The organism is Rhizobium sp. NFR12, from assembly GCF_900108545.1.
Taxonomy (GTDB): Bacteria; Pseudomonadota; Alphaproteobacteria; order Rhizobiales; family Rhizobiaceae; genus Neorhizobium; species Neorhizobium soli.
Genome location: NZ_FNWM01000001.1, coordinates 1,347,919 through 1,373,294, shown reverse-complemented (window position 1 = coordinate 1,373,294; position 25,376 = coordinate 1,347,919). Strand labels below are relative to the sequence as shown.

The following is a 25,376-nucleotide window of genomic DNA, read 5'->3' as shown; positions in this document are numbered from 1 at the left end:
CCTGAAGCGTAAATCTGCGTGATGTTTAAGCAACGCTTTGTGGCGAAAATGCAACGATGAAGCAGAAGTGTCAAGCGATTGTGGCGAACGGAAATGACAGGACTATGCGCCGCGCGAGCTGCGATAGACCGAAACGCCCAGTTCGCGGATCTTCTTGCGCAGAGTATTGCGGTTGAGGCCGAGAAGATCTGCTGCCTTGATCTGGTTGCCACGGGTGGCAGTCAGCGCGGCAAGAATCAGCGGATACTCCATTTCTGTCAAAACCCGGTCGTAAAGACCTGGCGGCGGCAGGTTTTCGCCGAAACCGGCAAAGTATGACCGCATGTTCTCTTCGACCGCCTGGGCAATGGTGAGAGACCCTGAACGGGCCGTCATCTTGTCGATCGGGCTATCCGGCACATCGGAGCGAAGCTCCGTTTCGATGATCTCGCGGGTGATCACATCCTGTGGATAAAGCGCCATCAGGCGGCGCACGAGGTTTTCCAGCTCACGTACGTTGCCCGGCCAGGCATAGGCCTTCATCGCATCCAGCGCTTCCGTTTCGAAACGCTTGCCGTCGAGCCCTTCCTTCTCCGCCATCTGCATGAAATGGCGGACGAGATCGGGAATATCTTCGGCGCGATCTCTCAGCGGCGGAAGGCGCAACGGAACGACGTTGAGGCGATAGTAAAGGTCCTCGCGGAACAGACCCTGGTTGATGAGTTGCTTCAGATCCTTGTTTGTCGCGGCAACGATGCGCACGTCGGTGCGGATCGGCGTGCGACCGCCAACGGTCGTGTATTCGCCCTGCTGCAGAACGCGAAGAAGCCGCGTCTGGGCATCCATCGGCATGTCGCCGATTTCGTCGAGAAACAGCGTGCCGCCTTCGGCCTGTTCGAAGCGGCCGGTCGAGCGGTTCTGGGCGCCGGTGAAGGCTCCCTTTTCGTGGCCGAACAGTTCCGACTCGATCAGATCGCGCGGAATTGCCGCCATGTTGATCGCAACGAAGGGGCCGTTGCGGCGCTTGCCGTAGTCATGCAGTGCGCGGGCGACAAGTTCCTTGCCGGTGCCCGACTCGCCGGTAATCATCAGCGTCAGGTCGGTCTGCATCAGACGCGCCAGAACCCGGTAGATTTCCTGCATCGCCGTCGAACGGCCGACCAGCGGCATGCCGTCCTGCGTATCGTCGTCGAGGCGAGCCGGCTTGCGCTTCGGTTCGGCCAGCGCCCGCCCGATGATGGCGATCAGCTCGGTCAGGTCGAACGGCTTCGGCAGATAGTCGTAGGCGCCCTTCTCCGAGGCCTTGATGGCGGTCATGAACGTGTTCTGGGCGCTCATGACCAGTACCGGGAGATCCGGCCTTGCCTTCTTGATGCGCGGCAGAAGATCGAACGCATTTTCATCCGGCATGATCACGTCGGTGACCACAAGATCGCCCTCGCCGGCGGAAATCCAGCGCCACAGCGTTGCGGCATTCGATGTGATGCGGACGTCATAACCGGCGCGGGTCAGCGCCTGGTTGAGAACCGTGCGGATGGCTGCGTCGTCGTCTGCGACAAGGATCGTGGCAGTCATTAATCGCTTCCTGTGAAGTTCAAGGCGCGGCCATCGCCGCCTTCTTCCTTGTGCATGGGCATAAGAACGCGGAATATCGTCCGGCGCGGCTGGCTGTCGCATTCGATGATGCCGCCATGGGCACCGATGATTTTAGCAACCAGCGCCAGACCAAGGCCGGAACCGTTCGTCTTGGTGGTGATGAAAGGGTCAAACAGATGCGGCAGGATATCGGCCGGCACGCCCGGACCGTTGTCGATGACGCAAAATTCCAGCGGCAGCGAGATCTTCTCCCGCGTGCCGGCAACCGACAGGCGGATGCCCGGCCGGTAGGCGGTGGTCAGCATGATCTCCGCATCCGGCTGATCACCCACCGCTTCGGCGGCATTCTTAATGAGGTTCAAAAACACCTGCACCAGCTGGTCGCGGTTTGCATAGACCGGCGGCAGCGACGGATCGTACATTTCCGCGATTTTGATGTCGCGTCCGAACCCCGCCTTGGCGATAGCCTTCACATGATCGAGCACGGAATGGATGTTGAGCGGCATACGGTCGATCGGACGCTCGTCGGAAAACACCTCCATACGGTCCACCAGCGACACGATGCGGTCGGTCTCGTCGCAGATCAGCCGGGTCAGAGAGCGGTCTTCGTCCGGCACGACCGACTCAAGCAGCTGGGCTGCTCCGCGGATGCCGGAGAGCGGGTTCTTGATCTCGTGCGCCAGCATCGACGCAAGACCGGTGACCGATCGTGCCGCTGCCCTGTGGGTCAGCTGGCGGTCGATCTTGTCGGCCATCGAGCGTTCCTGGAACACCACGACGACAGACCCCGGTTCGCTGACGACAGGCGCGACATAGAGGTCGACCAGCTTTTCCTGGCCGAGGCGCGGCGACGACAGGTCGACACGGTACTCGTTGACCGGCGCCTTGCGCTCGCGCACCTGATCGATCAGCGCAAGAAGCGGGCTTCCGAACGGAATGAAACTCGAGATCGTGTTCTTGGCCAAATGCGAGGCGCTGGAGCCGAAGAACGATTCGGCTTCCCAGTTGGCGAATGCGACCCTGCCATCGGCATCGACAAGAATGACGGGGTTCTGAACGGAATTGAGAACCGCCATGGCCAGCGCTTGCCCCTGCGCGGCATCGGGTGCGGGAGACTTGGTCATGCTGCCTTCCTTGCCGACTCATCGAACGCACCGTCGAGCAGTGCCGACGACATTCTTTTCGAAACGTCGGTCGCGTCCTTCGAGATCATGATTGCGCCCTTCTGATCTGCTGGCAGGTTCGGCGCGAACCGGTCGAGATACCAGCCGAGATGTTTCCTCGCGTGTCGAAGCCCGGCCTCGCGGCCATAGAGTTCGAGCATCGCTTCGTAATGTTCAACGACGATGACAGCCATCTCCTCGCGCCCCGGTGCAGAAGCGCCGGCAAGCCAACCGATATGCCAGGGACGACCCTGCGCGCCGCGCCCGACCATGACCGCATCGGCGCCCGAGCGCCGGATGATCTCGGCCGCATCTTCCGGCGTTTCGACATCGCCATTGGCGATCAGCGGGATCTTGATCTCATCGCGCACGGCGCGAATGGCATCCCAGTCCGCCTTGCCCTCGTAGAACTGCATGCGGGTGCGGCCATGGATGGTGATCATCCGGGCACCGGCCTGTTCGGCACGGCGCGAAATTTCCGGTGCGTTGATGGTATTCTCGTCCCAGCCGAGCCGCATCTTGACGGTGACCGGCACGTTGACCGCCTTGACGGTCGCCTCGATCATCGACAGCGCGTGATCTGGATCGCGCATCAGCGCCGACCCGGAATAGCCACCCGTCACCTTTTTGGCCGGACAGCCCATGTTGATATCGATGATATCGGCACCATTGGCTTCGGCGATCTTTGCCGCCTCCGCCATCCAGTGCGCTTCGCGACCGGCGAGCTGCACCATATGCGGCGTGATCCCCGCTCCCTGCAGGCGCGACCAGGATTCCTCGCGGTTCATCACCAGCTCGCGGCTCGCCACCATCTCGGTCACGACCAGACCCGCACCGTGACGCCAGGCAAGCGTGCGGAACGGGAGATCGGTGACGCCGGACATCGGCGCCAGGACGACCCGATTACGGATGGCGACTGGCCCGATATGAAAAGATGAGGATAGATCAGGGAGCGACAAATGATGATCTTTCGGGCAGATAATTCTTCTGCACTATTTTTATTCAGGAGTCATGCGTTTGCCAAGGGCAATTCACGAGCTGCGTTATTTTTAAGCGACGTGCTGGAATTAAGGCTTTTGGTCCTATAGTTCTGCGGCTGTCAACCTCCCACCAATTTCCGAGGGCTCATGGACGGCGAGATCTTCAAGATAGGCATCGTCATCGTGGCCGCTGGCCGCGGAGAGCGTGCGGGTGCGCCGGGAGACGGGCCGAAACAATATCGCCGTATCGGTGGCTTGCCGGTCATACATCATACGCTGCAGAAATTTCTGACCTGGCCAAAGAGCGGCCCGATCGTCGTCGTCATTCACCCGGAAGACGAGACGCTCTATGCGGCCTCGACGTTGGGACTTGGCGGCGCTGAGAACGTCATCGTCACCTTCGGCGGCGATACGCGGCAGCGGTCCGTGTACGAAGGTCTGCGGGCACTTGCGGCAACCGAGGCGACCCATGTGATGATCCACGATGCGGCGCGCCCCTTCGTCGACCACGTGCTGCTGGATCGCATTGCAGACGGCTTTGCCGCGGGCAAGGACGGAATTCTGCCGGCGATGGCCGTGACCGACACGCTGAAGCGCGGCGGTTCGGATGGGCTGGTGCATGAGACGGTATCGCGGTCGGGGCTTTATGCGGCCCAGACACCGCAGAGCTTCCGTCTCTCGGAAATCCGCACCGCGCATGAAAAGGCAGCAGCCCTTCGCCGCGACGATTTCACCGACGATGCCTCCATCGCCGAATGGGCGGGTCTTCCCGTGACGCTTGTGGAAGGCTCCGTCGACAATATCAAACTGACACTGAAGCGGGATATCGACATGGCGGACGAAAAACTCACTCAGGGCAACCCTGCCGAACACTACTTGCCGGATGTTCGCACCGGCAATGGCTACGACGTCCACCAGCTCGTGCCGGGCGACGGCGTGACGCTGTGCGGGATTTTCATTCCGCACGATCAGAAGCTGAGCGGCCATTCGGATGCCGACGTGGCGCTGCATGCGCTCACCGACGCGCTGCTTGCCACTTGCGGCGCCGGCGACATCGGCGACCACTTCCCGCCCTCCGATATGCAGTGGAAGGGCGCGGCCTCACGGATCTTTCTTGAGCACGCCGCGAAGATCGTGCGCGAACACGGCGGAACCATCATGAATGCCGATGTGTCGCTGATCGCGGAAGCCCCCAAGGTCGGTCCGCATCGTCAGGAAATGCGCGAAAAGCTCGCCGAAATCCTCGGCATCTCGCTCGACCGCTGCTCGGTCAAGGCGACGACCAACGAGAAGATCGGATTTGTCGGCCGTGGCGAGGGGATCGCGGCGATTGCCACAGCCACCGTCGTGTTCGGCTCGGTGAAGGCATGAGCCTGTTTCCGGACGATATCGAGGCACAGGCCCGCCGCATCATCGAGACGCTTTCAAAGCGCAAGCTGATGGTCTCGACGGCAGAATCCTGCACAGGCGGCCTGATCGCCGGAGCGCTGACCGAGATCGCCGGGTCGTCGGCGGTCGTTGATCGCGGCTTTGTCACTTATACCAATGACGCGAAGATGGACATGCTGGGAGTGCCCTCGTCGGTGCTTGCAACACACGGCGCCGTCTCAAGGGAAACTGCCCTGTTGATGGCAACTGGCGCCCTGTTCCGCTCTCGCGCCGGTCTCGCGGTTGCCGTAACAGGCATAGCAGGCCCCGGCGGCGGCTCGGTCGACAAGCCGGTCGGGCTGGTCCATCTCGCAGCCTGCAGCCGGGACGGAACGATCCTGCACCGCGCGATGCGCTATGGCGACACCGGCCGGAAGGAGATCCGGCTTGCGACCATCAGGACTGCGCTGGAGATGCTGCTGGATGCGGCGGACTGAGCCTGACCGGGATCAGGCGTAGATCTTGTCCGCACGTGCTTCAAACGCTTCAGCGAACATGCGGAAAGCGCGGTCAAACATCGAACCCATCAGAGCGCCAAGAATCATGCTCTTGAATTCATAGTCGATGAAGAAGGCAACGGTGCAACCGTCGGAACCGTCCGTCGCCGGCTCGAACCGCCAGCGGTTATCGAGATACTTGAACGGACCTTCGATATATTTGACATCGATCGCCTGCTCCGCCGGATGCAGCAGGACCTGGGTCGTAAAAGTCTCACGGATCGCCTTGTAGCCGACGGTCATGTCGGCAAGCAGCAACTCCTTGCCGTCGCGTTCCTTGCGGGAACGGATCGACAGCGCTTCACAAAGCGGCAGGAATTCCGGATATTTCTCGATGTCGGCGACGAGCGCGTACATCTTCTCGGGACTATGCTTGACGGGGCGGCGTATTTCGAACTTGGGCATGTCGTGGAGTTAATCGCGCACAGGCAGAAGATCAAGAAGCTGACGCATGTGTCGGTGCGATTTCAACATCAGGCGCGCCCAAATCCTGCGCTCTCGCTGTCGTCCAAAAAAATGGCCCTGCCCTCTGGCGGGTTGTTGCTTCAAGGCATATCTGGGACGTCGCCGCTCGGCTCGATAACGGGACGCCGAAAGATTAAATAATTTTAATGTCTCAGCAATGAAGTTGTAATGATCCGCGGGATCAATCCTGCGTATAACGCTTCACGGGAGATGACTGGCCTTTACCTGTCGGAAAGACGCATTCCATGGATGACTTCACGCAAATGATCAAGCTGCTCGAATCCGCCAAGCAACTGGCCGATATGAACCAGCTCCCCATGCTCGCCTATTTTGTGGAAATGGCGAAAGCCGAGACACGCGGACATCGCACGACGCTGCGCGAGCGCCGCCGCGGGCAGGACAAGAACCAGGATAAGATCGAGAAGATTCAAGCGGCCGAGTGATCGGCCGCCAGACCGCAGAGGTGCGGATTACACCGCAGCAGCGAGCTGCTTGCGCGCGCGATTGGCGCGCAGACGCGCGAAATCATCGCCTGCGTGATGCGAGGAGCGCGTCAGCGGGCTGGACGCCACCATCAGGAAGCCCTTCGTATAGGCCACGGTCTCGTAGGACTTGAACTCTTCCGGCGTCACGAAACTCATCACCGCATGATGCTTGCGGGTCGGCTGCAGATACTGGCCGATCGTCAGGAAGTCGACGTCGGCGGTCCGCAGGTCGTCCATCAGCTGCAGCACTTCGTTGCGCTCTTCGCCGAGGCCGACCATGATGCCCGACTTGGTGAACATCGTCGGATCCAGTTCCTTCACCCGCTGCAGCAGACGAACCGAGTGGAAATACCGCGCACCGGGGCGAACCGTCAGATAATTGCCCGGAACCGTCTCCATATTGTGGTTGAAGACGTCGGGCTTTGCCGCAACGACTCGCTCGAGAGCGCCCGGCTTCTTGAGGAAGTCCGGCGTCAGGATTTCGATCGTCGTCAACGGTGACGCCGCACGGATCGCCCAGATCACCTTCTCGAAATGCTCGGCACCGCCGTCGGCCAGATCGTCACGATCGACCGAGGTGATGACGACGTGTTGCAGGCCCATCGCCTTGACGGCCTTTGCGACGTTTTCAGGCTCTGACAGGTCGAGCGCGTTCGGCTTTCCTGTCGAGACGTTGCAGAAGGCGCAGGCGCGCGTGCAGATCTCGCCCATGATCATGAACGTGGCGTGCTTCTTGTCCCAGCACTCGCCGATGTTAGGGCAACCGGCTTCCTCGCAGACGGTGACGAGCTTGTGCTCCTTCACAATCGAACGGGTTTCCTGATAGCCCTTGGAAACCGGAGCCTTGACACGGATCCATTCCGGCTTGCGCAGCACTTCGGTATCGGGCCGATGCGCCTTTTCCGGATGGCGGACACGCTTCTCATCGCCCGTGGCCGGGGTGATAAGGTTTATCCTGTCGAGAATGGTGACCATAATTAACTGTCCTCAACCGCTTTGAATGCGGGTACCGTCAACGCCTGACGAGTTTTGCGACAAATAGCAAAATGCACGAGCCGACGAAACCCTGCACGAGGTAACCCAGCCAACCGCTGGCGACATGGATGTTGGCCGCATTGAAGATCGCGTTGGCAATCACCGCGCCGACGATGCCGATCACGATATTCATGAAGATGCCGAAGCGCATATCCATCAGCTTGCCGGCAAGCCAGCCTGCCAGGCCTCCGATGATGATCGCTGCAAACCAGCCCACGCCCATGACTTACTCCGTTCAAACCTCTTCAGCAGATATGGGCGGCAAGCCGCCCATATGCAATCGGCGCTAAGACCTAAGCGTTCAGGACGCGGCCATAGGCGTCAAGGACGCTTTCCTTCATCGATTCCGAAATCGTCGGATGCGGGAAGATGGTGTGCATCAGGTCTTCCTCTGTCGTCTCGAGGTTCATGGCGACGACGAATCCCTGGATCAGTTCGGTCACTTCCGCTCCGACCATATGCGCACCGATCAGCTCGCCAGTCTTCTTGTCGAAGATCGTCTTGACCATGCCCTGGTCCTCGCCGAGCGCCACGGCCTTGCCGTTGGCCGCAAACGAGAAGCGGCCGACGCGGATCTCGCGGCCCTGCTCCTTGGCTTTCGCTTCCGTCAGACCAACCGACGCGACCTGCGGGTTGCAATAGGTGCAGCCCGGGATCTTGCTCTTGTCCATGGCGTGCACGTTCGGCAGGCCGGCGATCTTCTCGATGCAGACGACGGCTTCATGCTCGGCCTTGTGCGCAAGCAGCGGACCGCCGGCGACATCGCCGATCGCGTAGATACCCTCGACATTGGTCTTGCCGTAACCGTCGATGACGATAAAGCCGCGGTCGGTCTTCACGCCGACAGCCTCAAGGCCGATATTCTCGATATTGGCCTGCACGCCGACAGCCGAGATCATCCGGTCTGCGGTGATCTTTTCCGACGAACCGTCCTTCTTCTCGATCGTGGCAGTGATCGAGTTTGCACCCTTCTCGACCTTCGAAACCTTGGCTTCGAGATGGATCTTGATGCCCTGCTTGTCGAACTGCTTCTTGGCGAAGGCCGAAATTTCTGCATCCTCGACCGGCATGACCTGGCTCATGATTTCGACCACGGTCACGTCGACGCCCATGGTGCGATAGAACGACGCAAACTCGATGCCGATCGCGCCAGACCCCATGACGAGCAGCGACTTCGGCAACTCTTCCGGCTTCATCGCTTCGAAGTAGGTCCAGATCAGCTTGCCATCGGGCTCGATACCCGGCAGCGCACGCGGACGGGCGCCGGTGGCGACGATGACGTGCTTGGCGGTGTAGGTGCCCTCGCCCAGCGTGTTCTTGGGCACCGGACCCTGCGGCTGGACGATCTCCTTGGTGATCTTGCCGACGACGATTTCGGCCATTTGCGAACCGGATGCCGGCTTGGTGACCTTGGCTTCACCCCAGATGATATCGATCTTGTTCTTCTTGAACAGGAAGCCGACGCCGCTGTTCATGCGGTTGGCAATGCCGCGCGATCGTGCAACGACCGCCTTGACGTCGGGCGTGATCGTGCCTTCCAGCGTCAGTCCGTAATCCTTGGCATGCTGGGCTGTATGCAGCACGTCGGCGGTCCGAAGCAGCGCCTTGGTCGGGATGCAGCCCCAGTTGGAGCAGATGCCGGCCAGATGCTCGCGCTCGACGACTGCAACCTTCATGCCCAGCTGGGATGCACGGATCGCGGCGATATAACCGCCCGGACCGGCGCCGATAACGATGAGATCGTAGGACTGAGCCATTGTTTCCTGCCTTTGTCTTTTTAAGTCTGTGTCTGCGGCGACCATCGATGAGCGGCCTGCCGATGTGAATTCTTGGGTCAGATGCCGAGCATCATCCGGACGATCGGCTCAAGGCCGCGGCCGATGGCGCGGGTGTCTTCCGCCGTCAGGTGCACACCGTCGAGCGGGCTGGTCTTTGCGACCGATCCTGCATCGAAAAAGCCGCACCCGAGCTCGTCGGCGAGATCTCGGTAGAGCGAGGCCAGCATCGACGACTGCTCGATCCCGCCCTGGAACATCGCCGAAAAGATCGGGTCCCCGGTCTCGCAAAGCGGCGGTGGCGAAACGATCAGCACGTCCGGTGCATCATAGTCGAACGACCATTCGTGGTGCCGGATCAAAGCGACCAGCCGCTGGATCCCGGCCCGCGCGGCATGCGCCGTGCCGGCGATGACTGGCTTCATGTCGTTGGTGCCAAGCATGATGACAACCAGATCAAGCGGCATATGGGTGTGCAGGACCGTCGGGAAATTCTTGACCCCGTTGCGATCGCAATCGGCGAGATGGTCGTCATAGCCGGTCGTGCGCCCGTTCAGGCCGTCGGCAATGACCGTGACCTCGTCTCCGAGTGCGGCGCCGAGCACGCTCGTCCAGCGATCCTCGAACGCATGCCGGCCGGGACCGACGGGGTCGTATCCCCATGTGAGACTGTCGCCGAAGCAGAGAACGGTTTTCATAGTGTCCATACGCCCAGTCATTCCCTGCCGACTTGCCTCAGCCGAGGTCAGGTCCCCTTCATCAGCGTCTCGACCTTGCTTTCGAGTTCGGATATCCGCTCCTCGAAATCACCGGTCGTGAACTTCGAAAGCATGGTATCGGCGGTCACCGCATTGCGAATACTCTTCTGGCCGATCTCAAGCTTGTGCAATTGCTGTTTTACGGCACCGAGTTCACCGCGTATTTCATGCATTTCGCCGCGTATTTCACGCAGCATGGGCATGATCATATCCACCGGGTCATTCGCCATCGACGTGCTCCTGAGCGGACCGTATTCCGCTCCATCAAATATGGTAGAGCAGCTTACAAATGTCACGCATCAAGCGCATTCGCGGATGGGAACGGCCGCGACATAGGCCGCGGCCGAGATTGTTTTAAACCAGCATGCCCATCGGGCTTTCGATGTAGCGCTTGAAGGCCGAGGCAAGCTCCGCGCCGAGCGCGCCGTCGATGACGCGGTGGTCGAAGGCGAACGTTGCCGTCATCACCGTGCCGACTTCGAGTTTGCCGCCACGAACGATCGGCTTTTCGACACCCGCGCCGATAGAGACGATCGAGGCCTGCGGCAGGTTGATGATCGACGTGAAGTTGGAGACACCGAACATGCCGAGGTTTGACACCGACGTGGTGCCGCCCTGGTATTCTTCCGGCTTCAGCTTCTTGTCGCGGGCCCGCTTGGCGAGATCCTTGACCTCGTTGGAGATGACCGAAAGCGTCTTCGTCTCGGCCTTGCGGACGATCGGAGTGATCAGACCATCCGGGATCGACACGGCGACGCCGACATCCGCATGCTTGTGCAGGACGCGGGCAGAAGACGTCCAGGAGGCGTTTGCCATGGGAACATCCCGCAGCGCCAGCGCCATCGCCTTGATGATGAAGTCGTTGACGGAAAGCTTGAAGGCCGGAACCTCACCCTTTTCCGTCTTCTTCACCGGCGCGGACGCATTGATCTCGGCGCGCAGCTTGAGCATCGCATCGAGTTCGCAATCCATCGAAACGAAATACGACGGAACCGTCTGGGTCGACTCGGTCAGGCGCGAGGCGATCGTCTTGCGCATGCCGTCATGCGGCAGAAGCTCGTACGAGCCTTCCGCAAACAGCTTCATGATGTTGTCGTCCGACGGACCCTTTGCCATTGGCGCGGCTGGAACCTGAGCGGCACCGGCAGTTGCCGGCGTTGCAGCAGAAGAAGCAGGCTTTGCACCGCCGGAAGCGGCTGCCTTCTCGATATCGGCCTTGACGACACGGCCATGTGGGCCGGTGCCGGTAACGCCGGTGAGATCGAGACCGGCTTCCTTGGCCATACGACGGGCGAGCGGCGACGAAAACACACGCTTGCCGTCTTCTGCCTTCGGAGCAGGCGTCGACGGTGCCGGAGCGGCATCCGTCAGCGGCTTGTCGGAACTGGCTTCGGACTTCGGCGCTTCGGACGCCTTCTCCGCAGGAGCGGCTTCAGCCTTCGGAGCATCTGCCTTCGGGGCTTCAGCCTTCGGAGCCTCGCCGCCGGAAGCGGCAGCCGAAACATCTTCGCCGTCGACCGCCAGGATGGCGATCAGGGCGTTGACCTTGACGCCTTCGGTGCCGGCCGGAACCACCAGCTTGGCGACAACGCCTTCGTCGACGGCTTCGACTTCCATCGTCGCCTTGTCGGTCTCGATTTCGGCGATCACGTCGCCGGACTTGACCGTATCGCCTTCCTTGACCAGCCACTTGGCGAGGTTGCCCTCCTCCATGGTCGGTGACAGGGCAGGCATGGTGATGTTGATAGGCATGTTAATCCTCCGCCCACACAAGTTCAAACTGGGCAAGTTCGTCAGGATGTTCCGTCAGCCGGGCGACGTCTTCAGGCGTCACTTCGATGTAACCGGCAACGTCTTCAAGCCAGCCGTCTACGGCACCAATCACGCCAATCTCTTCGCGCGGGACACCGACGATCACCTCGGTGTCTTCGGTCTTGACCAAGGCCCAGAACACAATTCTTTCAAAGACCGGGTTGTTCTTGGTGCCGATCACTCGGAACCAAGAACCGGAAACCGGCAGAATCTGCTTCACAGAAGATTTCGGCATCACCGGTCCCTTACTTGTAGCAGACGGTCTTCACCGCCTGAACGACTTCACCGACATTCGGCAGCGCCAGCTTTTCAAGGTTGGCGGCGTAAGGCATGGGCACGTCCTTGCCGGCGATCGTCAGGATCGGCGCATCGAGATAGTCGAAGGCCTGCTGCATGACGCGGGTGGCAATTTCGGTGCCAACCGACGACTGCGGATAGCCTTCCTCGACGGTGACCAGACGACCCGTCTTCTTCACCGATTCGATGACGGTCGGCAGGTCCATCGGACGGATGGTGCGAAGATCGATCAGTTCGACATCGATGCCGTCCTTCTCGAGTTCGGCAACCGCCTTCGTGGCATAGGCCATGCCGATACCGAAGGACACGACAGTGACGTCCTTGCCCGTCTTGTGGATACGCGCCTTGCCGATCGGCAGAACGAAATCGTCCAGCTTCGGCACTTCGAACTGCTGTCCGTAGAGGATCTCGTTTTCCAGGAAGATGACCGGGTTCGGATCGCGAATCGCAGCCTTCAAAAGACCCTTCGCGTCGGCAGCCGTATACGGCATGACGACCTTGAGGCCCGGGATCTGGCTGTACCAGGCAGCGTAATCCTGGCTGTGCTGTGCGCCAACGCGGGCAGCAGCACCGTTCGGTCCACGGAACACGATCGGCGCACCCATCTGGCCGCCGGACATGTAAAGCGTCTTGGCAGCCGAGTTGATGATGTGGTCGATCGCCTGCATGGCGAAGTTGAACGTCATGAACTCGACGATCGGCTTCAGGCCGGCCATGGCAGCACCGACGCCGACGCCGGCAAAGCCGTGTTCGGTGATCGGCGTATCGACGACGCGACGCGCGCCGAATTCCTGCAGCAGCCCTTGCGTGATCTTGTAGGCGCCTTGGTATTCGGCGACTTCCTCACCCATCACGAACACATCGCCATCGCGACGCATTTCTTCGGCCATGGCATCGCGAAGCGCTTCGCGAACCGTGGTCATCACCATTTCGGTGCCGGCCGGAATGTCCGGATCGGCAGCGACGTCGATCTTCGGCTGGGCCGGAACCTTGGCGTCAGCAGGTGTCTCGTCCTTGGCTTCGCGGGCCTTGCCGCCGGCAGCATCGGAGGTCGCCGCCGGAGTGTCGGCATCGGCCTTCGGAGCGTCTGCCTTCGGAGCGTCTGCCTGGGGCGCACTTTCCTGTGCAGGCTTGTCAGCCTTCATGTCGTCGGCGGTTTCGCCTTCGGCAAGCAGGATTGCGATCTTGGTATTGACCTTGACGTTTTCGGTGCCGGCCTCGATCAGCAGCTTGCCGATCACGCCTTCATCGACAGCTTCCACTTCCATGGTCGCCTTGTCGGTCTCGATTTCGGCGATCACGTCGCCGGAGGTGACCTTGTCACCCTCTTTTTTCAGCCACTTGCTGAGCGTGCCTTCTTCCATCGTGGGAGAAAGCGCGGGCATCAGGATATCGATTGGCATTGAGGTTCCCTCCCCGCGATCAGAGCAGAATGTCGGTGTAGAGCTCGGATACATCCGGCTCCGGATCGTTCTGGGCAAAATCTGCAGAATCCGAGACCACGTCACGGATATCCTTGTCGATCGCCTTCAGTTCGTCCTCGGTCGCCCAGCCACCGTCGAGGATGCGCAGACGCACCTGTTCGATCGGATCCTGCTCGGAGCGCATCTTCTGCACTTCTTCCTTGGAGCGATACTTGGCCGGGTCGGACATCGAGTGACCACGGTAGCGGTAGGTCAGCATTTCGAGAATGATCGGACCCTTGCCGGAACGGCAGTGAGCGAGCGCCTCGTCGCCGGCGGCCTTAACGGCGCGAACATCCATACCATCCACCTGGATGCCGGGAATGCCGAAGCCGGAGCCACGCAGCGAATAGTTCGACTGCGCCGTCGCGCGGGCGGTCGATGTGCCCATCGCATAACGGTTGTTCTCGACGATGTAGACGATCGGGAGCTTCCAGAGAGCAGCCATGTTGAAGCTCTCGTACACCTGGCCCTGGTTGGCAGCGCCATCGCCGAAATAGGCGACCGATACGCTGTCATTGCCGCGATAGGCATTGGCGAAGGCAAGACCGGTGCCGAGAGACACCTGTGCGCCGACGATGCCGTGGCCGCCGTAGAACTGCTTTTCCTTGGAGAACATGTGCATCGAGCCGCCCTTCCCCTTGGAATAGCCGCCGCGACGCCCCGTCAGTTCCGCCATCACACCACGGGCACTCATGCCGGTTGCCAGCATATGGCCGTGGTCCCGATAGGCGGTGATGACCTGATCGCCCTCTTTCTGCGCCATCTGCATGCCGACGACGACAGCTTCCTGGCCGATATAGAGGTGACAGAAACCACCGATGAAGCCCATGCCGTAAAGCTGGCCGGCCTTTTCCTCGAAGCGGCGGATGAGCAGCATTTCGCGATACGCGTGCAGCTCGTCATCCTTGCCGAAGTCCGACATATTCTTGCCGGTAAAATCCTTTGAAACGTTCTGGGTTGCAGACTTTGCCGCCGTTTTGCGGCCGGACGTAGACGCGGTTTTAGCTTGCGCCATCGATCCCTCCCTGTGTGCTGCTCTTTATAAAGGGGACATCATGTCAAAATGACGCACCCTGGTTTCGGAGCGTAACATAGGGAAGAAAGCACGGACCAGCAATGCCATAATTGCATGGCTCACATCCAAATTAAATCACTGATATCGTTGCTGAATTGTGAAATTAACCAGCTTGTGGTTAATTTAGAAGTAGTTGTTGAAGATCACGATCTCGTCGCGCTTGGAGACGTTGAGCTGGTAACGGGCGATCTCGTCGAGCATGTCCTTCTCGAGAGACCCGTCGCTCATCAACTGGACCTGACGCTCCAACGCCCTGCGACCGTCGGTCAGCCTTGTCAGTTCGGCAACCCGCTCGATCCGCCGCTTCTCGAATTTCTCCGTCGCGATCAGCCCGAGTTCGCCATGCACGGAATGATATCCGAAATAGGAAACGAATGCGATCGTGATGGCAGGCAGGACGAAACGACCGAATTTTCTTTTCTTGTGATGCTTGGTCCACATGCTCACGAGACGCCTACCCATTACGCTAAACTGGATCAGGATCGATCCGAACTGCGAGAGAATCGCAGAACTTGCTTAAGCAATGGTTGACCGGGGAGCCTCGACCGGCGACTTCACCCGCTCGACGTCACCCAGAAATGCGAAAGGCCGGAGCTTTCGGCTCCGGCCTCCGTTTCAATCTGCAAAAATCGCTTAGTTCACGGCCTTGTCGACCAGCTTGTTCTTGCCGATCCATGGCATCATGGCGCGAAGCTTGGTGCCGACTTCCTCGATCTGGTGCTTGTCGTTCATGCGGCGAATGCCCTTGAAGCGGGCGCCACCGGCACGGTATTCCTGCATCCAGTCGGACGTGAACTTGCCAGTCTGGATATCGGTCAGAACCCGCTTCATCTCGGCCTTTGTCTCGGCGGTGATGATGCGCGGACCGGTGACGTATTCGCCCCACTCGGCCGTGTTGGAGATCGAGTAGTTCATGTTGGCGATACCGCCTTCATAGATCAGGTCGACGATCAGCTTCACTTCGTGCAGGCACTCGAAATAGGCCATTTCAGGCGCATAACCGCCTTCGACCAGCGTTTCGAAACCGGCGCGGATGAGCTCGACGAGACCGCCGCAGAGAACAGCCTGTTCGCCGAACAGATCGGTTTCGCACTCTTCCTTGAACGTGGTCTCGATAATGCCGGACCGGCCGCCGCCAACGCCACAAGCGTAGGAGAGAGCGATCTCAAGCGCATTGCCGGACGCGTTCTGGTCGATGGCAACGAGGCAAGGAACGCCGCCGCCCTTCTGATATTCGCCGCGAACCGTATGGCCTGGGCCCTTAGGTGCGATCATGACGACATCGACGGAAGCCTTCGGCTCAATTAGGCCGAAATGGACGTTGAGGCCGTGTGCGAAAGCGATGGCAGCGCCGTCGCGAATGTTGCCGGCGATGTCGGCCTTGTAGATGTCTGCCTGCAGCTCGTCGGGAGCCGCCATCATCATCAGATCTGCCCAAGCGGCAGCTTCGGCAACGGTCATGACCTTAAAGCCATCGGCTTCGGCCTTCTTGACGGTCGGCGAATCGGCACGCAGGGCGATGACGACATTGCTGGCACCACTGTCCTTCAGGTTCAGCGCGTGGGCGCGACCCTGCGAACCGTAACCGATGATGGCAACCTTCTTGGACTTGATGAGATTGAGATCAGCATCCCGATCGTAATAAACGCGCATCGTATGTTCCTTCCCTATGAACGTAACTGTTGTTGATGATTAGCGGGCCGCAGAGGTGCGTGACACCTCCAGCGGCTGTTTCTCGGTGCGATACAGCGACAGAAAGGCATCGATGGCTCTTTCCGCCTGACGTGCAGTATCCTTCAGCCCGGGTTCGCCGAGCAGCATGCGGACATGCAGGTCGGAGACGATCAGGCCGTAAAGCGTATGATAGGCGGCATCCGCGTTGTCGAACCGCAGGAGCCCTACCCGTTTGCCCGCATCGATCAGCGCCATTGCGCGACGATCGATCTGGCGGCGGCCATGCTCGACCAGCAGCTTGCCGAGCTTGGATCCGTTCGGTCCGGCACCCGGTCCCGACTGGCCGATCGCCAGCCGGTTGAGCGCCAGCGACACATCGCCGGAGAGAACCTCCAGCAGATCGCGTGCAAAAAGTTCGAGATGATCCCGCAAAAGCTCGGCACTCAGTCGCTCGCCGGACCGCTCGAACGTGCGGACCTTGGCGGCCTGATGGGCGATCATCGCCGCCAGCAGGCCTTCGCGGTCACCGAACCACTTGTAGAGGCTTTCCTTCGAGCAGCTTGCAGCGCGTGCAAGCCCGGATGTGGTGAGTGCTTTCTCACCGCCTTCGACGAGCAGACGCAGCGCCTGCTCCAGAACCTCGTTCTGGCGCGGCGAAAAGTCGGGCATGTCTGCGGTTTCGGTTCTCACGGCTCACCTCTGAAGTACCGTACGGTACGGTTCTGGCGGTATAAATGATTTCACATGTCCGTCAAGTGCTTCTGGCGGGTCCTGTGAATAAGATGCGGAAGGAATTGGCTTTGCAAAGCAAGAGAGAAGTCGCGCTCACCCGCCTCAACCGCGATCAGCCGGCAGACGGCTCACGCACTGCGCTGATGTCACGGCTCGGCGACATGCCGTAGAGACGGCCATATTCGCGGCTGAACTGGGACGGGCTCTGGTAACCGACGCGGTGGCCGGCATTGCCTGCATCCAGCCCGTCGACCAGCATCAACCGGCGCGCCTCGTGAAGGCGGAGATGCTTCTGGAATTGCACTGGCGTGAGAGCCGTCACGGCCTTGAAGTGATGGTGGAACGAGGACGGGCTCATTCCCACGTGATCCGACAGATCCTCGATCTTGAGCGGACGATGGAAATTTAATCGCAACCAACTGACGGCGCGTGCGATTCTGGAACTCTGCGTTTCCGACATGGCCATATGGACAAGCCTTGGCCCATCGGGCGAGGTCAGCAGGCGGTAGAAGATCTCCTGTTCGATAAGCGGCACCATCGCAGCGATATCGGATGGCGTATCGAGCAACCGCACCAGTCTGGTTGTCGCATCGATCAGATCAGGCGACGCATGGTTGACCGTCAGCCCGCGGTATCCCTCGCTTGCCAGAGAGTCTGGCTGGAAGTTGATACGGTCGAACAATTCGTGCAGCCGCTCCATCTTCAGATCGAGACAGAGGCAGTAGTAGGGAATATCGCCGCTGGCCTCCACCACCCAGGACGCGACGGGCAGATCGAGTGATGTCAGAAGATACTGACCAACGCCATAGCGATACGTCTCACGGCCAAGCGTCAGGCTCTTGGAGCCCTGTAGGACCAGCGTGTAACTGGGAGAATAGGCCGTATGAAGCGGCGCTGTTGGAGCCGAACATCGGTGCAGCCGCAACCCTTCGATCGCAGTCGTGCCCTCATTGCCTTCGACCGCATGCCGGGCAGCGAGTGCCGTCAGTTCCTGATAAGGCATGAAGGAAATTGTCATGAAGTCTCACCACCGTCGCGCGTTCCGGCACTGACATGGCAAATCCATATCAGGCACAAGACAGAGGTAGTATCCGAAAACGGAATTTGTAGGATCGTGCAAGAAGCTTGCAGGATCGATCTAACGCTTGTGACGACGGATCGGCATAGTCCGGCAGTTGATTTCAACTGAAAATGAATGGAGTTTTCCATGGCTATTGCACGAGGCTATGCCGCGACCGACGCCACCAAGCCACTTACGCCGTTTACGTTCGAGCGCCGCGAGCCGAATGAAGATGACGTGGTGATCGATATCAAATTCGCCGGCATCTGCCATTCCGACATCCATACCGTCCGCAACGAATGGAAGAACGCCGTCTACCCGATCGTTCCCGGTCACGAGATCGCCGGCATCGTTACCGCCGTCGGTTCGGCCGTCACCAAATTCAAGGTCGGCGACCGCGTCGGCGTCGGCTGCTTCGTCGATAGCTGCGTCGGCTGCGCAGCGCGTGATGTCGACAACGAGCAGTATATGCCGGGCCTCGTCCAGACCTATAACGATGTCGATACGTTGAACGGCAATGCGGCCACCCAGGGCGGCTATTCCGATCACATCGTCGTCAAGGAAGGCTATGTCCTGTCGATCCCGGACAATCTTCCGCTCGATGCTGCCGCTCCGCTGCTCTGCGCCGGTATCACGCTCTATTCGCCGCTCCACCATTGGCAGGCTGGCCCTGGCAAGAAGGTCGCGATCGTCGGCATGGGCGGTCTCGGCCATATGGGCGTCAAGATCGGTTCCGCGATGGGCGCTGATATCACCGTCCTCTCGCAGGGCCTCTCCAAGAAGGAAGACGGCCTGAAGCTCGGCGCCAAGGAATATTACGCGACGAGCGACGCGGAAACCTTCACCAAGCTTGCCGGCACATTCGATCTGATCATCTGCACGGCCGGCGTGGCGATCGACTGGAACGCCTATCTCGGCCTGCTCAAGGTCAACGGCTCGATGGTCATTGTCGGTGCACCGGAGCATGCGATCCCGGTTCATGCCTTCTCGCTGATCCCGGGCCGCAAGAGCCTGTCGGGTTCGATGATCGGCTCGATCAAGGAAACCCAGGACATGCTGGATTTCTGCGGCAAGCACGACATCGTTTCGGAAATCGAGATGATCAAGATCCAGGAAGTCAACGAAGCCTATGAGCGCGTGCTGAAGAGCGACGTGCGCTACCGCTTCGTCATAGACATGGCATCGCTCGACGACTGATCCGTTTGGTATAGTGCACTGACAGGGGCGGTCTTCGGGCCGCCCTTTGTGTTAGCGAACATCGCCCGCGTCGAACTTCGACCGTGCCGCCCTGACGTTGGCGTGGTTGCTTGCCGCCCACGCAAGCACTGCCGAGAGTGGTTCAAACAGCGAGTAGCCTAGCGGCGTCATCCGGTATTCGACGCTTGGCGGCTTGGTCGGAAACACCTGCCGATCGATGTAACCGTCGCGCTGCAGATCCCGCAGCGTCTGCGTCAGCATCCGCTGGGAAATATCGGGCACAAGCCGCCGCAGCTCGCCGAACCGGTACGGCTTTTCCGAAAGCGCCTGAAGAATGAGCGTCGACCACTTGCCTGCGATCTGGTTCATCACGTCCCGGACCGGACAGTTCCCGTCATCCCACGTCGACGTGTCACAGGGTCGCTCAGCCAGCGTCGGCTTGCGTGCGTTAACGGCCATTGCGGTGGTTCCCTTTTGGTAACGATCTCCCTCAAAACTGCCTCCTTTACAGGAGGTCGTCAATTCCTATTCTAGTGTTAGTCTCTTTTTGAGACTTACAAAGATAGGAAACGCAGGATGACCAAACTTCTCGTCACCGGTGCCGCCGGTCAGCTCGGCCGCGCCGTTCTTCATCACCTCCTAGAGACATCGAAGGTTTCCGCAGGCGATATCGTTGCCGCCAGCCGTGATCCATCCAAACTGTCGGAGCTTGCGGCCAAGGGTATCGAAACCCGCAAGGCGGATTTCACTAACGAAGCCGGGCTGGTAGAGGCGTTCAAAGGGATTGATCGCTTACTGATCATCTCGACCGATGATCTCGCCACGCCGGGTGGTCGCCTCAAGCAGCACAAGGCTGCCGTTGCCGCTGCTGAAAAGGCCGGCGTCAAGCACATCCTCTACACATCTATGCCGAACCCGGACAGATCGCTGGTGAGCTTCGCGCCGGATCATCTCGGGACCGAGGAGGCCATCAAGGCGACGGGGCTGTCCTACACGATCCTGCGCAACGCCTGGTACGGCGACAATTACCTGATGTCGATGCCGCATAACCTCGCGACCGGCACCTGGTACACGGCCATGGGCGACGGCAAGCTTTCCAACATCGCGCGCGATGACTGCGCCCGCGCCGCCGCAGCAGCGCTCGCCAATCCCCCGGCCGGCAACAGGACGGTGACATTGACGGGCTCGGAAAGCCTCAGCGCGGACGAGATCGCATCACTGGTTTCGAAGGTCACGGGAAAGCCGCTTGCGGTCGTCAAGGTCACCGAGGAGCAACTTGCAGGCGGAATGGCCAATGCGGGGCTTCCCGACTTCCTGATCAAGATGCTCGTATCCGCCGACGCCAATATCAAGGCAGGCAACTTTGATCTGGTGACCGACGATTACGAGACGCTGACAGGTGCAAAGCCCCAATCGCTTGCGTCCTATTTAGACAGCCGCAAGGCCGACCTCACCGCGTAAGACAACAGGCGACCTAGTTCCGGTATTTAGTTGACTCAGTCAACTAAATACCGGAACATCTATCCTCCTGGATGGGAGGATCATCATGTCTAGAGCAGAGACCTTCGAGGCAATCCGCGCCTTCAACCGCTTCTACACCAACAAGCTCGGCGTGCTGTCGAAGGGGTACCTCGATACCGACCACACGCTGACGGAAGCGCGTATCCTCTACGAGATCGGCGCGAGCCAAAGAATTTCGGCCACCGAGCTCAACCGTGAACTCGGGCTCGATCCTGCCTATCTCAGCCGCATCCTGAAGAAATTCCGCGAAGCAGGCTTTCTCGGGAGCGAACCCGACCCGTTGGACCGGCGCAGTCAAATCCTGACGATTACCGCGCCGGGGAAAGCGGAATACGAAATGCTCGGCACGCGATCGAGAGCGCAGATCGCCCGCGAGCTTTCCGGCATCAGCGACGCTGATCGAGACAGAGTGGTCACCGCGATGGCTACCATCCACGGTATTCTGGCAGCCACGGAGCGCTCCACGGCACCGGTCGTGATCCGTGAACACCGAACCGGCGACATGGGCTGGCTGATTGAGGCGCAGTCGGTCGCTTATACGCGGGAATACGGGTGGAACGACCGGTTCGAAGGTCTCGTCGCCGAGGTGGCGGGACGGTTCATCCAGAACTTCAATCCGGACAGGGAGCGGTGCTGGATTGCCGAAAGAGACGGACAGCGCATAGGCTCGGTTCTGGTCGCTGACGCTGGCGAAAACATCGCCAAGCTGCGCGTCCTTTATGTCGATCCCGCAGGCCGTGGCCTCGGCCTTGGCAGGACCCTTGTCGAGCAAGCAATCGCCTTCGCGAAGGCGGCAGGCTATGCCAAGCTGTCGCTGTGGACCAATGACGTGCTGAAGGCTGCCCTCCACATCTACGAGGCCACCGGCTTCACGCTTGTCGCCGAGGAGCGACATGCGATGTTCGGCCCGGAATGCATTGGCCAGACCTGGGAACTCGATCTGACGAACGCTCAACGCGCCGATGTCTGAGATCGTGCTTGGATCCCTGGTTCACGCCCGAGGATCCATACGCGGCCAGACGATCAGGACTCGTCCTTCAGCGTTTCCTTCTGGGTGATCAGCCGCGCGCTATGCTGGCCGGACAGATAAATCCACAGCCAGCTCCAGGCAACGGCGGCGCGTGATCTGGTGCCGATCAGGAAGTAGATATGGGCAAGCCCCCAGATCCACCAGGCAAGTCCTCCGGTCAGCTTGAACTTGCCGAAATCGATCACCGCCGCACGCTTGCCGATGGTTGCGAGACTGCCCTGGTGGCGATAGTGGAACGCCGCGGGCACAGGCTTGCCGGCGAGCCGCGTCTTGATGACCTTCGAGACGTATTCGCCCTGCTGCTTGGCGGCCGGCGCGATGCCGGGCACCGGCTTGCCGTCGTCCTGCGAGACCAGCGCGGTATCGCCGATGACAAAGATCTCGGGCTGCTCGGGGACTGACAGATCCGGACCGACGACGGCGCGCCCTGCCCGGTCCGCCGACGCGCCGATCCAACGCGCTGCGGGCGATGCCTGAACACCGGCTGCCCAGATCACCGTCTTGCAGGGAATGAACGCGTCGCCAACGGTGACGCCTTCCTCGGTGATCGCGGTGACGGGCTTGCCGGTATGAACCTCGACGCCGAGCTTTTCGAGCGCCGTCTTCGTGTAAGCCGACAGATCCTCGGTGAAAGCTGGCAGCACGCGTGGACCTGCCTCGATCAGCATCACCCGTGTGCGGGTCGTGTCGATCTTGCGGAATTCCTTTGGCAGCACCTTGTTCGCGAGTTCCGCGATCATGCCGGCCATTTCCACGCCTGTTGGACCGGCGCCGATGATCGCGAATGTCAGCTCGGAATCCAGCTCCGACGTCTTTTCCGCCATCTCTGCCCGCTCGAATGCGAGCAGGATGCGGCGGCGCAATGTCGTCGCATCCTCCAACGTCTTCAGGCCGGGCGCGACACTTTCCCATTCGTCGCGGCCGAAATAGGCGTGGCGTGCGCCAGTTGCGAGAACAAGCGTATCATACGGCACCATACGGCCGGACGCGAGCTTCACCGTCTTCGCACCCTTGTCGATCCCGAGAACCTCATCGAGCACCGTCGTGACATCGCGCCGATCGCGGAACAGCCTGCGGATCGGCCATGCGATTTCCGACGTGGCGAGCACCGTCGTCGCGACCTGATAGAGGAGCGGCTGGAACAGATGATGGTTGCGACGATCGATGAGCGTAATGTCGGCATCGGCACCTTTCAGCCCATGCACCGTCTGCAATCCCCCGAAACCTCCCCCGACGACGACAACTCTATGCTTGCTCACGATGGATGCTTCCCCGAATGACGAATGACAATGAAATGCTGCAGCGCAATATGATGCAGGTCTTAATCAAGTTCTCAGTCAACGGAACTGCGGCACTTTGTCCATCTGCCTTTTGTGCAAGGCAGGGAGCCGCCTGATGCAAGGCATTCAGGCGCTCGATAGCGCCGCGTGGGGTCAGCATCCGACCCGTCGCCTTTACGCGGTGACAAGCCTGCCGTGACGGCACCAGACGCTAACAGCCTCATGGTCGAAGAGAGAACCGCGGCTGCGGGTTCAGTTAGATCGTCTGACCGCAGGCGCGGCAGAAACGACGCACCGTCTCGGCCATTCCGTATTCCAGCGCATCGGCCGTCAGCCCGTGGCCGATCGAGACTTCGGCAAGCGCCGGAATGCGCTTCACCAGCGCGGGGAGATTGTCGACCGTCAGGTCGTGCCCGGCATTGACGCCAAGGCCGTGCGCCAATGCAGCATCCGCAGTCCTTCCCAACAGCTCGAGAAACTCGATGCCGCGTTCCGGATTGTCGAAACAGCCGCCATAGGGACCGGTATAAAGTTCGATCCGGTCGGCGCCGGTCGCCTTGGCAAGCTTTACTGCCTCGACATCTCCGTCACCATCGGCAAACAGCGAAACGCGCATACCGCCCTTTTTCAAGCGCGCCACGATCGGCTTCAACATTTCGCCTGTCGCACGGAAATCGAAACCGTGGTCGGACGTCGCCTGGGCCGGATCGTCAGGCACCAATGTCACCTGCTCCGGCTGGATACGTTCGCACAGCGCCAGGAAATCCTTGCTCGGATAGCCTTCGATGTTGAATTCCGCATCTGGGAATTCGTCGTCGATCAGGGCGCGCAAAACCGGCAGATCGGAAAAACGGATATGGCGCTGGTCGGGACGCGGATGAACCGTCAGTCCGGATGCCCCGGCCTGCAACGCAATCCGCCCCAAAGCTTCAACGCTCGGCCACGGAAGATCGCGGCGATTGCGGAGCATGGCGACAGCATTGAGATTGACGGAGAGCGTAGTGGTCATGGCAGCGTCCGAAGCGAGAAATGTCAGCCTGCTTTTAGGACATGCGCAGCGTGTTGACCACCGTTTGGGAACATTACGTAGAAAATAGATCTTTCCGATACGTAAGCATATTATAATCTACAAAAATCCGGAGTAGTAATCGTTAAAACTTTACGTACGTTGTCTTCATGCAGAATTCGCCAAGTCGGCAAGATGCGGCACATGAGGCCGGCGAGGCGAATTCTGCTGTCACGATCAATCGGGTCCGCATTCCTTTCACCGAAGATCATCCGCTCATCATGACGCATAAAGCGGCCTGTGGATGCAATCGAGCAGGACCAGGTAGCGACCGAAGGATCCGATGCGAAGCGACCTGTTTGATGCACCGAGCCAGACTTCCCAGCCCTCCTGCCTGTTGTCGCCGGAATTCCTGGCGATCAGATTTTTCCCGCAAATCCAGTTGCCGTTCGAGCTGCCGGATCAGCCTGTGCCGATTGCCGACGTGGCGGACCTGTTCGGCGTAACGCACCGGACACTGCATTTCTACGAGGAAAAAGGGCTGCTGGTCGCAGGCCGTGCAACGGGACGCGGAACGGCCCCGATGCGGGTTTACGCATCAGATCAGATCCGTCGCATGGCAGTTATCACGGCCTGCCGCGAGGTCGGCATCGGCATCGTGATGATCCAGGACCTCCTGTCGGAGCTGGCAGGAGCTGCCAGCCAGGCCAAGGCCGACGACATCTTCAGTACCGCACTTCAACAACGCAAACGGGAGATGACCGCAGAGATCTCCCAGATCCGGCGGCAGATGCAGCAGATCGAGACCCTGGTGTCACAGGACACCGACGACCGTACCGAGACCAGCCGGCGTGCAGCCTGTCCGCCGCTTGCCGATATCGAACGCCGATGCCTGTCGTTGATGAGCGATGGATATTCCGCATCAAGGATAGCCCGCGAGCTTGAGATTGATCTCGACGAAATGCGCCGAATCGAGATCGCGCTGATCGACAAGTTCGAGGCGAGCAACCGTTTTCAGGCAATCGCCAAGGCACTGGTGGCCGGTGTCGTCCTCAACTGAACCGC

The 25,376-nt window shown here is 60.1% G+C and carries 27 protein-coding genes; 7 read left to right on the top strand and 20 right to left on the bottom strand.

Features of this window, described 5'->3' with window-relative positions; all coding sequences use genetic code 11:
* Positions 1 to 102: 102 nt before the first annotated feature.
* Genes ntrC through dusB form a run of 3 tightly spaced genes read right to left on the bottom strand, consistent with a single transcriptional unit; the run spans position 103 to position 3,718 of the window.
* Complete coding sequence (gene ntrC, locus BLW69_RS06630) at positions 103 to 1,554, bottom strand: nitrogen regulation protein NR(I) (protein ID WP_062456396.1); 1,452 nt, start codon at positions 1,552 to 1,554, stop codon at positions 103 to 105.
* Complete coding sequence (locus tag BLW69_RS06625; protein WP_092660713.1) at positions 1,554 to 2,699, bottom strand: two-component system sensor histidine kinase NtrB; 1,146 nt, start codon at positions 2,697 to 2,699, stop codon at positions 1,554 to 1,556. Before BLW69_RS06625 ends, ntrC begins: the two co-directional genes overlap by 1 nt.
* On the bottom strand, positions 2,696 to 3,718 hold the full coding sequence (dusB, locus tag BLW69_RS06620) for a tRNA dihydrouridine synthase DusB (protein ID WP_175487252.1): 1,023 nt from the start codon (positions 3,716 to 3,718) through the stop codon (positions 2,696 to 2,698). The genes BLW69_RS06625 and dusB overlap by 4 nt, the downstream gene beginning before the upstream one ends.
* A 147-nt stretch (positions 3,719 to 3,865) precedes the next feature.
* On the opposite strand from dusB, the gene BLW69_RS06615 reads away from it, so the two are divergent.
* On the top strand, positions 3,866 to 5,089 hold the full coding sequence (locus BLW69_RS06615) for a bifunctional 2-C-methyl-D-erythritol 4-phosphate cytidylyltransferase/2-C-methyl-D-erythritol 2,4-cyclodiphosphate synthase (protein WP_092660709.1): 1,224 nt from the start codon (positions 3,866 to 3,868) through the stop codon (positions 5,087 to 5,089).
* Positions 5,086 to 5,583: a CinA family protein gene (locus tag BLW69_RS06610; protein WP_092660707.1), complete on the top strand. Its 498-nt coding sequence runs from the start codon at positions 5,086 to 5,088 to the stop codon at positions 5,581 to 5,583. The genes BLW69_RS06615 and BLW69_RS06610 overlap by 4 nt, the downstream gene beginning before the upstream one ends.
* 12 nt (positions 5,584 to 5,595) lie before the next feature.
* Here BLW69_RS06610 and BLW69_RS06605 read toward each other — a convergent pair whose 3' ends face one another.
* Positions 5,596 to 6,048, bottom strand: coding sequence for a type II toxin-antitoxin system RatA family toxin (locus BLW69_RS06605; RefSeq protein ID WP_062456381.1), 453 nt, complete (start codon positions 6,046 to 6,048; stop codon positions 5,596 to 5,598).
* 305 nt (positions 6,049 to 6,353) lie between these two features.
* Here BLW69_RS06605 and BLW69_RS06600 point away from each other — a divergent pair, with 305 nt between their 5' ends.
* Positions 6,354 to 6,551, top strand: a complete 198-nt coding sequence (locus BLW69_RS06600) for a hypothetical protein (protein WP_062580987.1) — start codon at positions 6,354 to 6,356, stop codon at positions 6,549 to 6,551.
* A 27-nt stretch (positions 6,552 to 6,578) separates the two neighbouring features.
* Here BLW69_RS06600 and lipA read toward each other — a convergent pair whose 3' ends face one another.
* The 13 genes from lipA to BLW69_RS06535 all read right to left on the bottom strand — a co-directional run bounded on the left by lipA (position 6,579) and on the right by BLW69_RS06535 (position 18,235).
* Complete coding sequence (gene lipA / locus BLW69_RS06595) at positions 6,579 to 7,568, bottom strand: lipoyl synthase (protein WP_092660705.1); 990 nt, start codon at positions 7,566 to 7,568, stop codon at positions 6,579 to 6,581.
* Positions 7,569 to 7,605: 37 nt separating this feature from the next.
* Complete coding sequence (locus BLW69_RS06590; RefSeq protein ID WP_062456372.1) at positions 7,606 to 7,851, bottom strand: GlsB/YeaQ/YmgE family stress response membrane protein; 246 nt, start codon at positions 7,849 to 7,851, stop codon at positions 7,606 to 7,608.
* 70 nt (positions 7,852 to 7,921) lie between these two features.
* Positions 7,922 to 9,385, bottom strand: coding sequence for a dihydrolipoyl dehydrogenase (lpdA, locus tag BLW69_RS06585; protein WP_092660703.1), 1,464 nt, complete (start codon positions 9,383 to 9,385; stop codon positions 7,922 to 7,924).
* Between the two features lie 77 nt (positions 9,386 to 9,462).
* Entirely contained in the window at positions 9,463 to 10,101 is a 639-nt protein-coding gene (locus tag BLW69_RS06580; protein WP_092660701.1) for an SGNH/GDSL hydrolase family protein, read from the bottom strand.
* A 47-nt stretch (positions 10,102 to 10,148) separates the two neighbouring features.
* Positions 10,149 to 10,391, bottom strand: a complete 243-nt coding sequence (locus BLW69_RS06575; RefSeq protein ID WP_092660699.1) for a hypothetical protein — start codon at positions 10,389 to 10,391, stop codon at positions 10,149 to 10,151.
* 124 nt (positions 10,392 to 10,515) lie between these two features.
* The gene (locus tag BLW69_RS06570; RefSeq protein ID WP_092660697.1) at positions 10,516 to 11,913 is read right to left on the bottom strand and encodes a pyruvate dehydrogenase complex dihydrolipoamide acetyltransferase; all 1,398 of its coding nucleotides are present in this window, start codon (positions 11,911 to 11,913) and stop codon (positions 10,516 to 10,518) included.
* 1 nt (position 11,914) lies between these two features.
* Positions 11,915 to 12,208, bottom strand: a complete 294-nt coding sequence (locus tag BLW69_RS06565) for a hypothetical protein (RefSeq protein ID WP_092660695.1) — start codon at positions 12,206 to 12,208, stop codon at positions 11,915 to 11,917.
* 10 nt (positions 12,209 to 12,218) lie between these two features.
* Positions 12,219 to 13,673 carry a pyruvate dehydrogenase complex E1 component subunit beta gene (locus BLW69_RS06560; protein ID WP_092660693.1) on the bottom strand — a complete coding sequence of 485 codons (1,455 nt, stop codon included), beginning with the start codon at positions 13,671 to 13,673 and terminating at the stop codon, positions 12,219 to 12,221.
* A gap of 19 nt (positions 13,674 to 13,692) precedes the next feature.
* Positions 13,693 to 14,751: a pyruvate dehydrogenase (acetyl-transferring) E1 component subunit alpha gene (gene pdhA / locus BLW69_RS06555; RefSeq protein ID WP_062456352.1), complete on the bottom strand. Its 1,059-nt coding sequence runs from the start codon at positions 14,749 to 14,751 to the stop codon at positions 13,693 to 13,695.
* Between the two features lie 183 nt (positions 14,752 to 14,934).
* Complete coding sequence (locus BLW69_RS06550) at positions 14,935 to 15,252, bottom strand: FtsB family cell division protein (RefSeq protein ID WP_092660691.1); 318 nt, start codon at positions 15,250 to 15,252, stop codon at positions 14,935 to 14,937.
* Positions 15,253 to 15,444: 192 nt separating this feature from the next.
* Entirely contained in the window at positions 15,445 to 16,464 is a 1,020-nt protein-coding gene (gene ilvC, locus BLW69_RS06545) for a ketol-acid reductoisomerase (protein ID WP_062456348.1), read from the bottom strand.
* A 39-nt stretch (positions 16,465 to 16,503) separates the two neighbouring features.
* Positions 16,504 to 17,154, bottom strand: coding sequence for a TetR/AcrR family transcriptional regulator (locus tag BLW69_RS06540; protein WP_062581008.1), 651 nt, complete (start codon positions 17,152 to 17,154; stop codon positions 16,504 to 16,506).
* A gap of 175 nt (positions 17,155 to 17,329) precedes the next feature.
* A complete protein-coding gene (locus BLW69_RS06535; RefSeq protein ID WP_092660689.1) occupies positions 17,330 to 18,235 on the bottom strand; it encodes an AraC family transcriptional regulator in 906 nt (301 codons plus the stop codon).
* Positions 18,236 to 18,424: 189 nt separating this feature from the next.
* Here BLW69_RS06535 and BLW69_RS06530 point away from each other — a divergent pair, with 189 nt between their 5' ends.
* Positions 18,425 to 19,474 (top strand): NAD(P)-dependent alcohol dehydrogenase, encoded by a 1,050-nt coding sequence (locus BLW69_RS06530; protein ID WP_092661114.1) that lies wholly within the window; start codon positions 18,425 to 18,427, stop codon positions 19,472 to 19,474.
* A 51-nt stretch (positions 19,475 to 19,525) separates the two neighbouring features.
* On the opposite strand, the gene BLW69_RS06525 is transcribed toward BLW69_RS06530, so the two are convergent.
* The gene (locus BLW69_RS06525) at positions 19,526 to 19,933 is read right to left on the bottom strand and encodes a winged helix-turn-helix transcriptional regulator (RefSeq protein WP_092660687.1); all 408 of its coding nucleotides are present in this window, start codon (positions 19,931 to 19,933) and stop codon (positions 19,526 to 19,528) included.
* A 117-nt stretch (positions 19,934 to 20,050) separates the two neighbouring features.
* Here BLW69_RS06525 and BLW69_RS06520 point away from each other — a divergent pair, with 117 nt between their 5' ends.
* A complete protein-coding gene (locus BLW69_RS06520; RefSeq protein WP_092660685.1) occupies positions 20,051 to 20,935 on the top strand; it encodes an SDR family oxidoreductase in 885 nt (294 codons plus the stop codon).
* Positions 20,936 to 21,020: 85 nt separating this feature from the next.
* Complete coding sequence (locus BLW69_RS06515) at positions 21,021 to 21,965, top strand: bifunctional helix-turn-helix transcriptional regulator/GNAT family N-acetyltransferase (RefSeq protein ID WP_092660683.1); 945 nt, start codon at positions 21,021 to 21,023, stop codon at positions 21,963 to 21,965.
* A 53-nt stretch (positions 21,966 to 22,018) separates the two neighbouring features.
* Here BLW69_RS06515 and BLW69_RS06510 read toward each other — a convergent pair whose 3' ends face one another.
* Both BLW69_RS06510 and BLW69_RS06505 read right to left on the bottom strand, forming a co-directional pair.
* Positions 22,019 to 23,287, bottom strand: coding sequence for an NAD(P)/FAD-dependent oxidoreductase (locus BLW69_RS06510; RefSeq protein ID WP_244474072.1), 1,269 nt, complete (start codon positions 23,285 to 23,287; stop codon positions 22,019 to 22,021).
* 274 nt (positions 23,288 to 23,561) lie between these two features.
* On the bottom strand, positions 23,562 to 24,314 hold the full coding sequence (locus tag BLW69_RS06505; protein ID WP_092660681.1) for a pyridoxine 5'-phosphate synthase: 753 nt from the start codon (positions 24,312 to 24,314) through the stop codon (positions 23,562 to 23,564).
* A gap of 340 nt (positions 24,315 to 24,654) precedes the next feature.
* On the opposite strand from BLW69_RS06505, the gene BLW69_RS06500 reads away from it, so the two are divergent.
* On the top strand, positions 24,655 to 25,371 hold the full coding sequence (locus tag BLW69_RS06500; protein ID WP_092660679.1) for a MerR family transcriptional regulator: 717 nt from the start codon (positions 24,655 to 24,657) through the stop codon (positions 25,369 to 25,371).
* Positions 25,372 to 25,376 lie beyond the last annotated feature (5 nt).

What these genes read in the sequence shown, in the direction of transcription:
- ntrC (WP_062456396.1), bottom strand. Translation starts at nt 1,554, where the DNA reads ATGACTGCCACGATCCTTGTCGCAGACGACGACGCAGCCATCCGCACG.
- BLW69_RS06625 (WP_092660713.1), bottom strand. Translation starts at nt 2,699, where the DNA reads ATGACCAAGTCTCCCGCACCCGATGCCGCGCAGGGGCAAGCGCTGGCC.
- BLW69_RS06615 (WP_092660709.1), top strand. Translation starts at nt 3,866, where the DNA reads ATGGACGGCGAGATCTTCAAGATAGGCATCGTCATCGTGGCCGCTGGC.
- BLW69_RS06610 (WP_092660707.1), top strand. Translation starts at nt 5,086, where the DNA reads ATGAGCCTGTTTCCGGACGATATCGAGGCACAGGCCCGCCGCATCATC.
- BLW69_RS06605 (WP_062456381.1), bottom strand. Translation starts at nt 6,048, where the DNA reads ATGCCCAAGTTCGAAATACGCCGCCCCGTCAAGCATAGTCCCGAGAAG.
- BLW69_RS06600 (WP_062580987.1), top strand. Translation starts at nt 6,354, where the DNA reads ATGGATGACTTCACGCAAATGATCAAGCTGCTCGAATCCGCCAAGCAA.
- lipA (WP_092660705.1), bottom strand. Translation starts at nt 7,568, where the DNA reads ATGGTCACCATTCTCGACAGGATAAACCTTATCACCCCGGCCACGGGC.
- BLW69_RS06590 (WP_062456372.1), bottom strand. Translation starts at nt 7,851, where the DNA reads ATGGGCGTGGGCTGGTTTGCAGCGATCATCATCGGAGGCCTGGCAGGC.
- lpdA (WP_092660703.1), bottom strand. Translation starts at nt 9,385, where the DNA reads ATGGCTCAGTCCTACGATCTCATCGTTATCGGCGCCGGTCCGGGCGGT.
- BLW69_RS06580 (WP_092660701.1), bottom strand. Translation starts at nt 10,101, where the DNA reads ATGAAAACCGTTCTCTGCTTCGGCGACAGTCTCACATGGGGATACGAC.
- BLW69_RS06575 (WP_092660699.1), bottom strand. Translation starts at nt 10,391, where the DNA reads ATGGCGAATGACCCGGTGGATATGATCATGCCCATGCTGCGTGAAATA.
- BLW69_RS06570 (WP_092660697.1), bottom strand. Translation starts at nt 11,913, where the DNA reads ATGCCTATCAACATCACCATGCCTGCCCTGTCACCGACCATGGAGGAG.
- BLW69_RS06565 (WP_092660695.1), bottom strand. Translation starts at nt 12,208, where the DNA reads ATGCCGAAATCTTCTGTGAAGCAGATTCTGCCGGTTTCCGGTTCTTGG.
- BLW69_RS06560 (WP_092660693.1), bottom strand. Translation starts at nt 13,673, where the DNA reads ATGCCAATCGATATCCTGATGCCCGCGCTTTCTCCCACGATGGAAGAA.
- pdhA (WP_062456352.1), bottom strand. Translation starts at nt 14,751, where the DNA reads ATGGCGCAAGCTAAAACCGCGTCTACGTCCGGCCGCAAAACGGCGGCA.
- BLW69_RS06550 (WP_092660691.1), bottom strand. Translation starts at nt 15,252, where the DNA reads ATGTGGACCAAGCATCACAAGAAAAGAAAATTCGGTCGTTTCGTCCTG.
- ilvC (WP_062456348.1), bottom strand. Translation starts at nt 16,464, where the DNA reads ATGCGCGTTTATTACGATCGGGATGCTGATCTCAATCTCATCAAGTCC.
- BLW69_RS06540 (WP_062581008.1), bottom strand. Translation starts at nt 17,154, where the DNA reads ATGCCCGACTTTTCGCCGCGCCAGAACGAGGTTCTGGAGCAGGCGCTG.
- BLW69_RS06535 (WP_092660689.1), bottom strand. Translation starts at nt 18,235, where the DNA reads ATGACAATTTCCTTCATGCCTTATCAGGAACTGACGGCACTCGCTGCC.
- BLW69_RS06530 (WP_092661114.1), top strand. Translation starts at nt 18,425, where the DNA reads ATGGCTATTGCACGAGGCTATGCCGCGACCGACGCCACCAAGCCACTT.
- BLW69_RS06525 (WP_092660687.1), bottom strand. Translation starts at nt 19,933, where the DNA reads ATGGCCGTTAACGCACGCAAGCCGACGCTGGCTGAGCGACCCTGTGAC.
- BLW69_RS06520 (WP_092660685.1), top strand. Translation starts at nt 20,051, where the DNA reads ATGACCAAACTTCTCGTCACCGGTGCCGCCGGTCAGCTCGGCCGCGCC.
- BLW69_RS06515 (WP_092660683.1), top strand. Translation starts at nt 21,021, where the DNA reads ATGTCTAGAGCAGAGACCTTCGAGGCAATCCGCGCCTTCAACCGCTTC.
- BLW69_RS06505 (WP_092660681.1), bottom strand. Translation starts at nt 24,314, where the DNA reads ATGACCACTACGCTCTCCGTCAATCTCAATGCTGTCGCCATGCTCCGC.
- BLW69_RS06500 (WP_092660679.1), top strand. Translation starts at nt 24,655, where the DNA reads ATGCGAAGCGACCTGTTTGATGCACCGAGCCAGACTTCCCAGCCCTCC.